Source organism: Verrucosispora sp. SN26_14.1, from assembly GCF_004307965.1.
In the GTDB taxonomy this organism is placed as follows: Bacteria; Actinomycetota; Actinomycetes; order Mycobacteriales; family Micromonosporaceae; genus Micromonospora.
Map to the genome: position 1 here is coordinate 1 of NZ_SISL01000116.1, position 14,593 is coordinate 14,593.

Sequence of the window (14,593 nt, forward strand, 5' to 3'; positions counted from 1 at the left end):
GCCCTGCACCCGCGCGGGTGCAGGGCGAGGTCGGGTAGTCGGGCCGGGGGTCGGTCAGGAGCCGGCCGGGCAGCACCTGCCCCCGGGTGACGGCGTCCGCAGGTCGACGCGGATCGCCTCCAGGAGAACTCCGGACGCCTGCTCGACCACGACGGGCGCGCGAGCCCGCAGTGGATCGGCCGGGCCGGACGGGGCCGGCGGCAGCGGGACGAGGGTGCAGTCGGTGACCACCACGTCTCGGTATTCCAGCACCCGCACCGAGTGGTCGACCTCGCTGCGTCCCCAGCCCGCGATCCGCACCGCGTACAACGGGCCGTTCCAGGCGACGTGGATCCGCGACACCCGGATGCGTTCGCCGATCGAGGTGCCGTGCGCCCGGTGGAAACGGTCGGTGTTGTCGCCGGGCAGCAGCCGGAAGCCGATCTCCACCTCCGACAGGCAGGCCCGGTCCACCTCGACGTCGTGCACCGAGCTGAGGTAGAAGCCCTCGAAGGCGTCGGAGACCCGCAGGTCGGAGATGGTGACGTGATGCGGGTGGTAGGAGGGGCCACGGATCGCGTCGACCCCGTCGCCGACCGCTCCCCAGTGCACGGCGACCCCGGTGCAGCCGCCGACGATCGTCACGTCGGAGATTACGACGTCCCGGACCGCACCGACCAGGGTGACGCAGTTGGCCGTCCGGGTGCCGGGACGCTCCACCCGGACACCGTGGATCCGTACGTCGGAGATCCACTCCGTCTCGGTCGGGTAGAGGTACCTGCCGACGGTGACGGCGGTGCCCCGGTCGCCGCCGTGCGAGCCGGGGGCACACGGCGGCGGGCGCAGACCGATGTCCCGCACGGTGACCCGCGAGCCGAGCACGTGGATCAGCGGCTCGCCGTCCGACGCGGACGAGGTCAGCCAGGTCCGGACCGTCCCGTCCGCCGGTGGGGCGCCGGCCAGGGTCCAGCCGTCGCCGACGACCAGTCCCCGGTCGAGCGGGTAGGTGCCGGCCGGCAGCCGCAGCGTGCCGCCTGACCCGGACCCCAGGATCCGCGCCACGGCGGCCCGGTTGGCAGTCGGGTCGTCGGTGAGTACCGGGTCGTGGCCGGGGGAGCCGGTCACGACCACTCCAGCTCGACGACCCGGCAGACGACCTCGCAGACCCGTCGGCGCATCGCGGTGGCGTCGGGTTCGTCCACTCCGATCAGCACCGGACCCGGCGTCGTCCGGGTGACCACCACGTCGAGCGTCTCCGCGTCGTCGGTGGTCACCGCCACCCGGCAGTCACCGCCGTCGACCAGGTTCGCGGCGCGTACGCGGAGCTGCTCCGGGCGCGGTGGCCCGGTGAACGGCGACGCCTCGAACAACGCGTACCCGGCCCCGCGCTGCGCCACCCGGACCGCCTTCAATACGGTCTGTGCCTTGCCGCGACGCATCCACGCCCGACGGGGGTCGCGGATGGCGGAGGGAGCCACCGAGGCGGTGGTCACCCGGAGGCGGCACCGCACCGACGTGGCGTCGGCGTTGACCACGACGAATCCGGTGCGGGCGGGACCCTCACCGCGCCCGCGTGCCCCCACCAGACCACCGGCGCTGGCCAGGCCGGTGTGCTGGGCGGCCTGCCCGGTCACCCGGCCCGAGGTGCCCGGCGGATCGACGTCGTCGAGTGCGGTGACCTCCACCTGGTTGATCCGTACACCGACCGCGGCCAGCGCGCTCAACGACGGGGACGCCCACGCCGGCAGCGTCGCCTCCGCTACCTCGACGATCAGCAGCTCGTCCGCGCCGATCTCCTCCGCGCCCAGGTCGAACTCGACCCAGGCGTGCGCCTCGACCATCCGTAGCCGGCCGTGCTGACGGCGGATCAGGGCGGCGACCCGGTCGGTGCCCTGTGCCCGGACCATCACCAGCCGGGGCAGCTCGCGGACGCCCCGGGTCGGTGCGGCCACCCGGGACCAGGCGGTCTGCGAGGCGCCGTCGACGTGCAGGTCGACGCGGACGCGGACCGCCCGCCCGCCGGTGCGGACCTTGAGGACGACCGCGCCGGAGACGCCCTGGACCCGTCCCAGGATCGCGACGCCCCGGGCCATCCGGTCGGCCACCAGCACCTCGGAGTCCGCGCCGGAGGCGAAGAGCGCGGGCAGACCGCGTGGCTCGGCCGGCTCGTCGAACTCGGTGGCGAACCACGTGCCGACGGCCACTACCGGACTCCTTCCGGCGCCCGCAGGTCCGTCCGGGTCAGCACCGGCTCCCGCCGGGTCCACATCCGGGCGACGGCGTCGAACAGCGGATCGGCGTCGCTCTCGATGTGCCGGAAGGCGGTCTGCACCGCCTTGAGCAGATACCCGGCGGGCCACACCTCCCAGTGCGGCACCTGCGGGGTGACCAGGTCGGTGGCGCTGCGATAGAACCACAGCCAGAGTCGCGCCCGCTCGACCTGCTCGACCGAGATCAGCTCCTGTCCACCGCAGAGACCGCTGATCGCCGCGTCGAGCGCCTTCCGGTACGCCTCCGGATCCTCCACCACGGTGGACAGACCACACTCGCTCCACTCGGACCACCCCGCCTGGATCACCGGGATGCCGTACGCGGGCAGCTCGTTGCTCACGCTGCCCCGGACGGTGACGCCCAGGTCGACCAGGCTCCACAGGCCGTTCTTGCTCAGCTCGCTGCTGGGCTGGAACACCATGTGCCGGTGCCGCCCGTGGCGGGCGGCGACCGAGTCGAAGAAGCCGGTGCTGTCGTAGCGGAACTGGCTCGGGTGGTCCTGGAACAGCCACTGCACCTCCGTGCAGGTGCCGGCATACCGCGCGGTCTCCTCGAACCAGTCGGCCAGGGTGGGGAAGGACTGGTGGTTGGTGCCGGGGGCGTCGGACACCGCGTGGTTGAAGACCGCCACCACCGGCCGGGTCGGGTCGAAGCCCAGCCGCGCCGCGAAGTGGGTCCGCAGCCGGGCCCGTTCCGCGCTGTTGCTGATGTCCACGGAGGCGCTCGCACCGCCGCGCCACCAGCTCGGCCGACCCAGGTTGACCTTCGACCGCCAGGCCACCAGCTCCGCGTTGCGCCGCACCTCGTCGCGCCGCGACCAGACGCGTTCGGCGAAGAAGGCGCCGATCTGGTGGGTGAGTTCACCCCGTAACGTGTGCCGGCCGGTGTCCGCCTCGGGGAACAGCGCGTACGCCTTCAGGCACCCGGTCTGCTGGGTGTGCACCACCGGTACGCCGGCCCGCCGCGCCGAGTCCACCGCGAGCCCCCAGTGGTCGTAGTCGACGTGACTGGTCACCAGCGCCACCACGGATCCGCCACCGAGCAGGGCGTCGTAGCCGGACGAGATGGCTCGGGCCAACGCCTCCCGCCGCCGGTAGCGCGGGTCGGCGCCGGGCTCCTCGGGCGGGCGGGGCCGCTTGGTCACCCGGCAGTAGGTGGCGCTGACGAACTCGGCCAGCGTCGCCGCGTCGATCGACGGGCCGGGGGTCAACCGCCTGCCGAACAGCTCCACCGGCACATGCTCGGGCGTACCCGACCGGGCCGGGCCCTCGACAAGCTGATAGAGGTCCACCACCTCGGTCGCGCCGTACGCCCGGGCGAGACGCTCGACGAGCTTGACGTCGAACTCGGTCCACAGCGCCTCGTGCCACATCTGCTCGACGCCGGTGACGACGACGAGGTGGGCGGGCACGATCCGGCGGATCGCGTTGGCGACCGCCAGGTTGCGCATCGCCACTCGGATGTCCTGGTGGAACACCTCGACGACGAGGTACCGCTCCGACGACGCGGCGCCCACGTTCTTGCGCCAGTAGACAGCGGCGGAGTCGAGGAACGCCTCGAACTCCTTCTTGTCAGCCCCGAGCCACACCCGAAACCCGTCCTTCTCCCGATACGTGAGTCGGCGTCGGACGCTACGGCCACGGTACGCACGGGAGCCGAACGGACGGTGACCGGCCGGTGAAGAACCCCGATCCGGCGCGGCGGGCGCCGGGCGGGCGTGCGGGACGCCGTCGCTCAGTCGGACGACCCCGCCACGGCGAGCACCACACCGCTCACCGGCCGGGTCGGGATGCGGTGCAGCGGGATGTCCAGGTCCTGATCCGGGACCCGGTAGTCGAGGCGGGCCAGCCGGACGGCGAGCGCACCCAGCAGCGCGACGGTGATCTGTTCACCGGGGCATCGGTGGCCGGTGCGGGGGTCGCCGCCGCCCTGTGGGACCAGGTCGAACGGGCCGATCTCCCGGTGGACGAAGCGGTCCGGGTCGAACCGGTACGGCTCCGGCCACAGTCGGGCGTCGTGGTTCTGGCCGTACAGGTCGAGCAGCACGATGGCGCCGCTCGGGATGTCGGTGCCCCGCCAGCTCAGGTCGGTCGCCGCGCGCCCGCCGACGAAGGGCGCGAACGGGTAGAAGCGGCGGACCTCGTGGGCGAACGCCTCGACGAAGGCGGGCTCCGCCGCGCGCAGCCGGTCCCGGTGCGCGGGCCACCGGTGCAGGGCGTGCCCGGCGAAGGCCACGAACCAGGTGATCGCCACCGTCGGCCGGATGATGTTGAGCAACTCCACCGCGGCGGTCTTCGGATCGAGCAGCCGCCCGTCGCTGTCCTCGTGCGCGGCCACCGCCGCCAGCGCCGAGCCCTCCGGCGCGGCGGCCTCGCCCCGGCGTACCCGGTCGACGAGATCGCCGAACCGGCGTTCGAGGCGTCCCCGGGAGCGACGGGCCCGCCAGTGCCGTGGCCCGGCGGTGGCGAAGCCGTCCACCTCGGCGACCAGGTTCGCGGCGAGTTCCGGCACGTCCCGGTCGTCCACCGGGGCCCCGGTCCAGTCGCAGACCGCGCGGGTCAACACCTCGGCGGTCTCCGTGAACAGCACCACCCGCCGACCCGCCCAGGACCGCGCGGCCTCGTCCCAGGCCACCTCGGTCCGGGTCACCAGCCCGTCGAAGCCGCCGCTCATCAGCAGCGAGGTGAACATCGCCTTACGCACCCGGTGCGGCTCACCGTCGAGGGTGTGCACCGCCCCCTTGCCGAACAGCGTGCCGCGGATCGGTTCCGGGATCGCCCCGTGCCGCCGGATGTGGCGCTCGTCGTAGAAGAAACGGGCCGCGTCGGGGCCGTGTAGCGCCACGGCGGTCTGGCCCAGCAGACGGGTACGCACCACGTCCGTCTGATCCGCACGCAGGCGGTTCGGCAGCCACCCGTAGCCCTGGATCGCGAGTGTCAGGGTGTCGTCCACCCGATGCAGCAGGTCAGTCGGCATACCGGTGGTCCTGCCCGTTCACCCGACGGTCAAACCGGCCCCGCCGGACACGAACGGGGCGGGGCATGCGCGCCGAGCCCACCGTCGGCGGTGGTGGCGGGGTGGCGCAGCGGTTGCGGGAACCCGGTAAGTAAGTGTTTACTTATGCGATGGGTCGTCGGGACGAGATCATCGACGTGGCGCTGCGTCTCTTCGCCGAGCAGGGCTACCGGGCGACCACGATCACGCAGATCGAGGCCGCCGCCGGGCTGTCTCCCGGCGCGGGCGGGCTCTACCGCCACGTCGGGTCGAAACGCGAACTGCTCGTGGCCGCCTTCGACCGGGTCCTGCACAGTCGCCGTGCCGCACAGGCCCAACCCGGGATCGCCGACCTCACCGCCCCGCGCACCGCGATCGCGGTCGCCGGCCGGGCGGTGCTCGCCACCGTCGAGGCGGACCGGGACCTCTACCGACTCGTCCTACGCGGCGGCGGCGACCTGCCGGTCGACCTCACCGACGTCTACCAGCGGCTGTTCCAACCGGGCTTCGACGAGGTCGCCGCCTGGCTGGCGCAGCTCGCCGGAGACCGTCCCCGGTTCGACGCGGAAGCCGTCGCCGCCGTGAGTCTGTCGTCGCTGTTCTATTTCGCGATCAGCGAGTTCACCTACGGCTGCCCGCCGGGACACGTCGCGCGGGACCGCTTCCTCGCGGCGTGGGCCGAGGGGCTGCTCGCCCAACTCGGAGCGTGACATGAGGACCGTCTTCAGCGGCGGCACGATCCGCACCATGGACCCCGCCCACCCGGTCGTCGAGGCGGTGGCGATCGACGGCGAGGTGATTCTCTCGGCCGGGGACGCGGTGACCGTACGCGCCGCCGCCGGTCCCGGCGCGCCCGTGCACGACCTCGCCGGCCGGACCCTGCTACCCGGCTTCGTCGACCCGCACCACCACCTCTATCTGGTGGCCGCTGACGAGCACACCCGGGCCTTCGACGCGCATCCCGCGACACTGCGCGAGCTGCTCGACCGGATCGCCGCCGTCGTCCGTGCCGACCACGGCACCGGCTGGCTGCGCCTGCACGGGGTACGCCCGCTGCACCTGGCCGAGGGTCGCCTGCCGACCGCCTCCGAACTGGACACCGCCTGCCCGGACCGGCCGTTGCACCTGTTCTCGGTCACCTATCACGAGTCCACGGTCAACTCCGCCGGCCTGGCCGCCCTCGGGTACGGCAGCGCCACCCCCGACCCGGGCGGCGGCCACCTGGAACGGGACCGCCGTGGACGCCCCACCGGCGTCCTCGTCGAACAGGCCAGCTTCGTCGCCGAGTCGCTGACCCGCCGCGCCACCGGCGACGACGACGCCTGGGTGGATCGCGCCGTCGCGCACAGCCGGATCCTGGCCCGGCACGGCATCACCCGCATCGGCGACCTCGCGGTGCCGCCGGAGGGCGCCGCCCGGTACGCCCGCGCCGCGCCCGAGTTGGCGGTGACCGTGCACCGCTGGCATGTCGGCGCGGCCGAGATCGGTGACCCCACCCTGCCCGACCTCGACCCGGATCGGGATCACGGACATCCCCGTACCCCGCTCGGTGGCTTCAAGCTCCTCGTCGACGGCGGCGAGCGGTGCGACCTGTGCCTCACGGGTGGACAGATGCTCCGTTCGGTCGCCGGCATGCCCCGGGCGCTGCTGCGGCACGGGCGCCGGGCCCTGGCCCTGTCCCGGCGTGGTGGCACCCCGACCCGCCGCCCGGACGGCCGCTGGCACAACGGCCTTCGCGTGCTGGATCGTGACCGGCTGACCACCGCTGTCCGGGCGGCGGTCGACCGTGGCCTGCCGCCGGCCCTGCACGCGGTCGGAAACGGTGCCCTCGCCGACGCCCTCGCCGCCGTCGACGGGCTCGACACCCCGATCCGGATCGAGCACGCGATGGTCTGCGATCCGGCCACCGCGCGTCGGCTCGCCGACGCGGGCGTGCACGTGGTCACGCAGCCGTCCTTCCTGCACGACCTCGGCGCGGAGCTGACGGTGCTCCCGTTGCCCGCACCGTTGCGGCTCGTCCCGCTGCGCACGTTGCGCGACGCCGGAGCGTCGGTGGCGGCCAGCACCGACTATCCGGCCGGCACGCTCTTGCCTCTGGTCGGCATCCAGGCCGCGGTCACCCGACGCGTGGCGGGCGGCGACATCGTCCACCCGGACGAGGGTCTCACCGTCACCGAAGCCCTGGCGGCCTACACCCGGGACGCCGCCGTGGCGCTGGGGCTGGCCGGCCGGGCCGGTGTGCTGCGCCCCGGGGCCGCCGCCGACCTGGTCGAACTGGACCAGGACCCGGTGCACGCCGACCCCGACCATCTCGGCGACATCGCCGTCACCGGCACCTGGTGCGCCGGCCGCCGGACCGCCTGAGCCGCCCTCGTCCCGAGACGGTCAGGTCGACGCGACGACGGTGGTCCACGCTCCGGGACCGGAACGTGGACCACCGTCGGGTCAGCGATCGCGTCGAAGATCAGAACTCACATTGCTGCGGGAACTTGGCGCAGGTGGAGATCGAGGCACCCCGCGCCGGGATGTCGCTCCACCGGTCGGCGTCGACATCGGCCAGCGAGCCGTCACTGATCGAGTCGACGATGGCCCAGAGCCCGTCGACGTTCTGCTTGATCAGGTAGCCGCTGCTCTTGTGGCCGATGCCGCCGCGCGACTCGAAGAACATCGCGTTGCTGCGCCAGTTGGCGTACTCGCCGCGCGGCCCGGGGCCGTCGAGCATCGCGGCCGAGGTGACGCCCTCCGGGATGTTGATGTACGGGTAGCGGGTCACGTTGACCACTCCGCTGCGACCCGCCGCGTCCGCGGCCACCACGCCCATCCGGCGTACGGTGTCCCACTGCTGCGGGGTGAGCATGCCGGGGTCGAGGGAGATGCCGACCGAGAACGTGGTCATCTCGTCGGTGTCGCCGACGACGTACGTGCCCTGGTGGTGCAGGTCGATGATGTGGTGTGGTTTGAAGTCGGCCCAGACGTACCAGAACGCCTGCGACTCGACGGCACGGTGCCGGGTGTAGTTGGCGAAGGTCTGCTCGGACAGCGGCGCCTGACCGAGACCGGCCCGGACCGCGTTGAGCCGGTCGAAGATCGGCCGGTCCACTCCCCAGTCGCGGTTGAGGTCGACGTTGTGGACGCTGTCCTGCCGCCGGTACGCCTCGGAACCGTCCGGGTTGTAGATCGGGACGACCGCGAAGCTGACCTGCTGCAACACCTCCCGCGCGTGCTTACCGCCGGAGACGAGCGTCTTCAGGAAGCCCAACGAGGCCTCGGCGCCGTACGGCTCGTTGCCGTGGATGCGGCCCTGGATCCAGATCCGGGTGCTGCCGGTGCCGATGAAGGCCACCTCCAGCGGGCGGCCCTGGCCACTGCGGCCGACCTCCTGCACCCGCAGGGCGCCCTTGCTGCGGGCCTGCAACGCACGCAGCTCGGCCGAGACCTCGGTGGCGCTGAGCATCGAGGAGCGGTTGACGGTCTCCTGGTTCGGCGGCACGAACGGCCCGTTCGCCTGGGCGGTTCCGGGTACGACGGCGGGGGCGAGCAGGAGCGCGGCGAGGAGGATGAGATGCCGGCGACGTGGTCTGGACACTGGTGACGTCCCTTCTCGGGTGACCGCGGGTAGCGCCCAGCAAGACGATCGTGTGCGACTCCGCGCGCCGGTGAGCGCCGCTGTGCTGGCTGGCTGCGACCTTCCCGGTCGGAAGGCTCCGCGGTGCGCTCATTCAACAAGGGGGCGTTTTCGCAGGTCAAGGGCGGTGGAGAAGTTCCGTCGTCTGTTCAGGATCGGGTGCTCGCGGCTCCGTCGAATGTCCTACGCGGCCCGCTCCGCCACCCGTCGCCGGGTACGCCGATGGCGGCCATCGCTCTGCGCGATGGCCGCCATCCTCCGACTCCGGCCCCGGCGTCGACCGGGGCCGGAGTCGACTCCTACAGGTTGGCGCAGTATCCGACGCTGTGGGTGCTGGCGCCGGGTTTCAGGGTGCGGTTCCAGTCCACACCGCTGATCCGGTAGCTGCCGTCGTCCTGGCGTTCCCGGGTGAAGTTCCACGCGGTGTAGATGTCGCCCTCCAGGTCGACGATCGCGGTCCAGGCCACCGGCTTGTCGCCGGTGTTGGTGGCGGTGACGGTGGCGCAGTAGCCCCCGCCGCTGTCGGAGTTCCACCGGGCCACCCGGGTGAGCGTGACCTCCACGGTGGAGCCCTCGACCAGCCGGCCGACGCCCCAACGGGCGGTGCTCTGGTAGCCGACACCCTCCTGCTCGGCCCAGTTGCGGATCGACGTGCGCGTACCACCGGAGGCGTCGTTGACCTGGAAGTCCAGGCCGTGGAACGTGTCGATGCCGCCGTACTCGAGCAGGCTGATCGCGGCCTCGACGGTGTAGCCCGTCGCGGTCCGCACGGCCGCGCTGGTCAACCGTCCCGCCTGGAACCCCTCGTCACCGGTGCCGAACGACACCACGTTGTCGGCGTTGATCCGGATCTGGGTGTCGTCGTAGCGGAAGGAGCCGTTCTTGGCGTTGCCCGCGTCGACGTAGATCTCGACCGAGTCCTGGGTCCACGGGTCCGACCCGGAGACGTCCACCTCCGGATCGGTCACCTCGGCCAGCACGTAGAGCGTCTGGTCCCGCCACAGCGTACGGACCTGCGCCACCGCCCCGTCGGTGCCGGAGACCTGCTTCGCCGTGGTCACCGTGCTCGCCTGCGCCCAGACGGTGTCCACCGTGCCGTCGACCACCGGCGCGCTCGGTGCCCGGCGCACCTCCAGGTACGACAACTCCTCCACCAGGGTCAGGGTGCCCACCGCACCCGGCGTGTTCCAGCCGGAGGTGGTGCCGTCGTCGGTGACCCGGACGTCGAGGGAGAGCGTGTCGCCCCGGGTCGCCTCGGTCAGCGGCAGGTGGGCGACCAGGTGGTAGCCGCCGTCCCGGGCCGCCGCCACCGCCGGTACGTCACCCGTGCCGTCCCGCCGGACCCGGTAGGTCTCCCCGTTCAGGACGAACTCGACCCGGTCGTCGGCGGAGACCGTGGCATCGGTGACCGTGACGTAGGCGGTGAGGTGGTCCGGTGCCCAGCGCAACTGGAACCGGGCCGCCTCCTCCACCGGGTGCAGCGGCAGCTTGCGCCAGGTCAGATCCGTCGGTGCGGCGGCCGTCAGGGGTACGTCCCCGGCGAAGACGGTGGCGGTGCGCAGCCGGGCGGGCAGCTCACCGTCGACCGCGCCGTAGTAGGCGGGCTTGGCGCGCAGGCTGTCGTCGAAGAGCAGCGGCGCGCCGTTGCCGGACCGCCACGAGCGACCGTCGGTCAACCCCCACACGGTGACGGCCAGCAGATCGTCGGTGTGCTCCCGGAAGATCCGGAACGCGTCCCGGTAGTAGTAGCCCTGCTCGATCAGGTTCGCCTGGGTGACCGGCGTGCCGGTGGTGACGTCGAGTTCCGTGACGGCCTGCGTCACCGGCAGGTCGGTGAACGCGTCCAGCGCCGCCTCCAGGCTGCTCACCGGCGTGGCCAGCGAGACGTGGAACTGGTGGCCCACGCCGTCGACCGGCACACCCCGGGCGATCAGCCGCTCCACCAGTGCCCGGTAGCGGGCCTGCTTGCCGCTCTGCTCGGTGTTGTAGTCGTTGATGAACAGGGTCACCGGGTCGGTGCCGTCGACCGCGTACACGTCGTTGAACGCCTCGTCGGCGTACTCGAACGTCAGGTCGATGAAGGACTCGCCGAGGATCCGGTACCACTCGCTGCGGCGCAGGCCGTCGGCGTACTCGCCGCTGTCGCTGACCACCTCGTTGACCGCGTCGAAGGCGTTCAGCGGGTTGGTGGCGGAGCCGAAGGCGCCGTACCGCTCACTCAGTGACCGGGCGACGGCGAAGATGTGCGTGCGCAGCCGCTCGCGCAGCACCTGCTGGTCGGCGGCGGACGTGCCCAGCGGCTGCCCGGCCGCGTCCTGGAAGAACCAGGCCGGCGTCTGGCTGTGCCAGACCAGCACGTGACCGTAGACCTTCAGGTCGTTGTCGCGGGCGAAGTCCATCAGGGTCAGCGCCTGGTCGTGCGGGCGGAAGGCGCCCTCGTCGTCGTACCAGGCCTCCGGCTTCATGTGGTTCTCCGCCGTGATCTGGTTGAAGTGCCGGGTCAGCAGTTGCGCGGCGGCACCCTCGGTCTCCCGGCCGTCGATCGCCACCCCGACCGGGAAGTCGGTGGTCTCGTGGATGCCGGTGAGGTCCTCCACCACCGGCGGCTCGGGCACCCGGACGACGATGTCGTCGGCGAGGAAGTCACTGGTGTTGCCGGGCACGTCCGCGCCCTGCCAGCGGGTCTCGACGTAGAGGTACGCGCTCTCCGCCGCCGGCACCGTGAAGCGGGCCGTCACCTGCGTCCACCCGGTGTTGGTGACGGTGGTGAACTGGGCGAGGGTGGCGAACGACTGGCTGCCGCCGCTGGTGCTGGCCAGGCTGAGCCAGACCTCGTCGGTCGGCTGGCCCTCGGCGAAGCGCAGCCAGGCGCTGAACTCGTACGTCACACCCGGCTCGACGAGCCCGGTCACGTCCCGGCCGAGCCCGGCGCCCTGGTTGACCCGGTCGCTGACCAGCGCCGCGGCCTCCCCGCCGTGTGCGACGTCGGTCAGCGTGACGCTCGGCGCCCCCGGCCCGCCGTCGCGTGGGCCCCAACCGTCCAACCCGTCCTCGAAGTCGGTGTCGACGACCACCGTGCCCGGCGCCGGTCCGGTGCCGCCGTCCGGCGCGGTGACCAGTACGTCGTCGAGCAGGAACGGGGTGGTTCCCTCCGCCTCGACGTAGAGGGTGGCCGCGCTGAGCCCGGTGGGCAGCGTGTAGTCGCCGCCGATCCGCACCCACTCGTCCGCACCCGCGGACACGCTGTCGCCGATCCAGGTGTACGTGTTGTCGCCGCCGTCGGCCGGCGTCGACTCGACGGTGAAGTGCACACCGGCGGTGCCCTCGGTGCCGGCCGGGAGCTTCACCCAGGCGCTGACCGAGTAGCGGGTACCGGGGGTGAACAGGGCCGTCGCGCTGGTCGCCGGGCCCTGCCAGTTCGCCGTCCGGCCGGTGATCGAGAGGCTGTTGTCGCTGTCGTGGCCCTCCGGCGCGATAGCGAGGGTCACATCGCCCCGAGCCCCCCACGGCGCGTACGAGCCGGACTCGAAGTCGGAGGAGAGGACGGTCTGCGCGGCGGCGGCCGGACCGGGTGCGACGGCGACCGCCGCGACGAGTGTGGTGGTGCAGAGGACGGCGAGAAGTCGCGATCGCTGTCGCGATCGGCGAGCGGATTTCCAGAAGCGCATCGGTGTTCCCTTTACGCGATCGGGGCTGGTGGCGGGGTGATTCACCGGAGGCGTACCGGACGCATCCAAGCGCGTGCATGTTATGTCGGACCGAATGTCGTGACCAGAACTTCCGGAAAGTTTCGGAAAATGGATCGGTAACGATCGGCCTGACGGAGGTTGACAGCGATGTGTAAGGAAGGGTCCCCTGCTATGCACCAGGCGATAGCAGGGGACCCTTCCTTACCTCGGAACTGACGGGAACGGTCGCCGCGTCAGGCGGTACGGGTCACAGCCCGGCCGCCGCGTCGTACCGGCGCCGCAGGTCGGCCATCTCCCCGGGCTCCAGCGACTCCTTCTGCGCCAGGTCGGCGTACTTCGCCGGGAACATCTGCCGCAGCCGGTCGATGAAGAAGACGTCCTCGGTCGCCTCGACCACCTGGATGCCCGGCGGGTTGGTGGAGCGGTCCATGATGACCGGACCGGCCAGCTTGACCGCCCAGTCCCAGGTGCGCTTCTGCTCGGCCACCCCGCAGAGGTGGAAGCCGTAGACCGTCCGGACGTCGGCGATCGAGGTCACCTCGGCCGGCTCGAAGCCGTAGACGTGGACCCCGCAGACCACCTCCGGCGGCGTCTCCTGCCCGTCGGCCGCCTGCTGGGGCGTATGGCCGGCGTGGTTGTGCTGCCCCGGGTCCGCCTGTTCGAGCGTGGCGCGCATCCAGGTCATGAGCTGCCCGCGCAGGTCCGTCGGCTTCGTGTCCGTCTCGGCCGCGCTGACCAGCGCCACTGCGGTCACCGAGACCGTCAGCACGATCACCGCCACCCACACGAAGCGGTTCCGGTACCACCCCGCCACACTCTGTCGGGAAATCATGACTGCTTCTCACCTCGTCGCCGGTTCTGCTGCGTCGGCAGATCACGTCGGACACCCCCGGCACGTCCGCGCCGCAGCCGCGTCGCTGACGAGAACCGGAGGACACACGTACGGCGGGGACACCTGCCCGGAAATGTGCCCGTCGTCGTGGTGATGGCCTGGCGATGCGGCGCGCGACCGTCTGCCGATGCGGCGCGCTGCCGGCATAGCACTGCTCCCGTGCTGGCCGTTCCCAGCGCGTTTGCCCCCGCGCTGCGGCGATATGAGCCATTCCAGCATGCGCGGACCAGGTCCGGCAACATCGACCGTCGCCGAGGTGGCTATTCCGTCCCGTGGGCCATCGCGAGGTCGTGAAGAGCGTCGACCACCGGCTGACCGTGCGGTGGATCTCCCGATCGACTCATCCGGCGTGCTCCCGCGGGTCCGGCCGGCCGACGGCCAGCGCCAGGAACGGCCGGGCGGTCAGGTCGTACCCACCGGCGACGCCGGACGGCGCGGCCGGATGCGGATTCCGGAACAGGCATCCGCCGAAACCCCGCCGCACCGCCAGCAGGTGGGCGGCGTGCAGGCTGGCGCCGGAACGCAGCAACAGGGTGAGGTGGACGTCGACGCCCTGCCCGGTCGGCGCGGTGCCCAGATCCCACACCGGCGCCAGCACGCACGGCGCCGTGGCGAACGGGCCCGAGGCCAGCCCGGCCATCGCCTCGGCCGCCGGTAGCCCGGCCGCGTCGATCAGCTCGCCGTCGCGGTACTCGTGGACGCCCGGGGTGGTGCCGGTGACCGCGCGGACGAACACCAACCAGCGGGCCGCGTCGGTGTCCTCCGGTGCGACCGGCTGCGCGGCGTCGACGGCGGCCTGACAGACCCGCAGCACGTCGGCGCGGGGCAGCGGGTCGGCGAGGTACCGCCGCACCGGCCGCCGAGTCCGCAGGAGAGGGTCCACGTTCTCACCGGAGAGCCGGGACACCGGGATCGGTAGCCGTGGCAGGGGGCGACCGGCCAGCGGCGTTCGTCGCCGGGCCGGGTGAACCAGGCCCGTGGCCCGGTCGCCCGACGAGTTGTGCCGGGGCGGCGGGTTCTCACTCATCGACACCTCCGGAGGAGATCAGAACGCCGGTGGCCGTTTCGTCCCGACCGGCCCGGCCGCCGGTGGGCCGGCCCGCCCAGACCGTGGTGGGCGTGGCGGTCCGGACCGTCGGCGGT

Annotated in this window: 10 protein-coding genes; 2 read left to right on the forward strand and 8 right to left on the reverse strand. The window is 72.4% G+C overall.

The features are described from left to right. Window positions 1-54 precede the first annotated feature (54 nt). From EYA84_RS13260 to EYA84_RS13275, 4 genes are all read right to left on the reverse strand, one after another. Complete coding sequence (locus EYA84_RS13260; RefSeq protein ID WP_131053349.1) at window positions 55-1,104, reverse strand: hypothetical protein; 1,050 nt, start codon at window positions 1,102-1,104, stop codon at window positions 55-57. Continuing rightward, window positions 1,101-2,183 carry a hypothetical protein gene (locus EYA84_RS13265; protein WP_131053350.1) on the reverse strand — a complete coding sequence of 361 codons (1,083 nt, stop codon included), beginning with the start codon at window positions 2,181-2,183 and terminating at the stop codon, window positions 1,101-1,103. Before EYA84_RS13265 ends, EYA84_RS13260 begins: the two co-directional genes overlap by 4 nt. Then, window positions 2,183-3,838 (reverse strand): hypothetical protein, encoded by a 1,656-nt coding sequence (locus EYA84_RS13270; RefSeq protein WP_131053351.1) that lies wholly within the window; start codon window positions 3,836-3,838, stop codon window positions 2,183-2,185. The genes EYA84_RS13265 and EYA84_RS13270 overlap by 1 nt, the downstream gene beginning before the upstream one ends. A gap of 146 nt (window positions 3,839-3,984) precedes the next feature. Then, on the reverse strand, window positions 3,985-5,226 hold the full coding sequence (locus EYA84_RS13275) for a cytochrome P450 (protein ID WP_131053352.1): 1,242 nt from the start codon (window positions 5,224-5,226) through the stop codon (window positions 3,985-3,987). A gap of 149 nt (window positions 5,227-5,375) precedes the next feature. On the opposite strand from EYA84_RS13275, the gene EYA84_RS13280 reads away from it, so the two are divergent. Both EYA84_RS13280 and EYA84_RS13285 read left to right on the forward strand, forming a co-directional pair. Then, entirely contained in the window at window positions 5,376-5,954 is a 579-nt protein-coding gene (locus EYA84_RS13280; protein WP_131053353.1) for a TetR/AcrR family transcriptional regulator, read from the forward strand. A 1-nt stretch (window position 5,955) separates the two neighbouring features. Further along, complete coding sequence (locus EYA84_RS13285) at window positions 5,956-7,608, forward strand: amidohydrolase (RefSeq protein ID WP_131053354.1); 1,653 nt, start codon at window positions 5,956-5,958, stop codon at window positions 7,606-7,608. Between the two features lie 100 nt (window positions 7,609-7,708). On the opposite strand, the gene EYA84_RS13290 is transcribed toward EYA84_RS13285, so the two are convergent. The 4 genes from EYA84_RS13290 to EYA84_RS13305 form a co-directional block, all read right to left on the reverse strand. Further along, complete coding sequence (locus tag EYA84_RS13290; RefSeq protein ID WP_131053355.1) at window positions 7,709-8,830, reverse strand: M14 family zinc carboxypeptidase; 1,122 nt, start codon at window positions 8,828-8,830, stop codon at window positions 7,709-7,711. A gap of 338 nt (window positions 8,831-9,168) precedes the next feature. Beyond that, the gene (locus EYA84_RS13295; RefSeq protein ID WP_131053356.1) at window positions 9,169-12,537 is read right to left on the reverse strand and encodes an endo-1,4-beta-xylanase; all 3,369 of its coding nucleotides are present in this window, start codon (window positions 12,535-12,537) and stop codon (window positions 9,169-9,171) included. A 268-nt stretch (window positions 12,538-12,805) separates the two neighbouring features. Continuing rightward, window positions 12,806-13,390: a hypothetical protein gene (locus EYA84_RS13300; protein ID WP_131053357.1), complete on the reverse strand. Its 585-nt coding sequence runs from the start codon at window positions 13,388-13,390 to the stop codon at window positions 12,806-12,808. Window positions 13,391-13,790: 400 nt separating this feature from the next. Next, window positions 13,791-14,477 carry a hypothetical protein gene (locus EYA84_RS13305; RefSeq protein WP_131053358.1) on the reverse strand — a complete coding sequence of 229 codons (687 nt, stop codon included), beginning with the start codon at window positions 14,475-14,477 and terminating at the stop codon, window positions 13,791-13,793. Between the last annotated feature and the right edge of the window lie 116 nt (window positions 14,478-14,593).

Excerpts from the sequence above, each read along its gene's own strand:
- EYA84_RS13275 (WP_131053352.1), bottom strand. The coding sequence starts at position 5,226 with ATGCCGACTGACCTGCTGCATCGGGTGGACGACACCCTGACACTCGCG.
- EYA84_RS13280 (WP_131053353.1), top strand. The coding sequence starts at position 5,376 with ATGGGTCGTCGGGACGAGATCATCGACGTGGCGCTGCGTCTCTTCGCC.
- EYA84_RS13285 (WP_131053354.1), top strand. The coding sequence starts at position 5,956 with ATGAGGACCGTCTTCAGCGGCGGCACGATCCGCACCATGGACCCCGCC.
- EYA84_RS13295 (WP_131053356.1), bottom strand. The coding sequence starts at position 12,537 with ATGCGCTTCTGGAAATCCGCTCGCCGATCGCGACAGCGATCGCGACTT.
- EYA84_RS13300 (WP_131053357.1), bottom strand. The coding sequence starts at position 13,390 with ATGATTTCCCGACAGAGTGTGGCGGGGTGGTACCGGAACCGCTTCGTG.
- EYA84_RS13305 (WP_131053358.1), bottom strand. The coding sequence starts at position 14,477 with ATGAGTGAGAACCCGCCGCCCCGGCACAACTCGTCGGGCGACCGGGCC.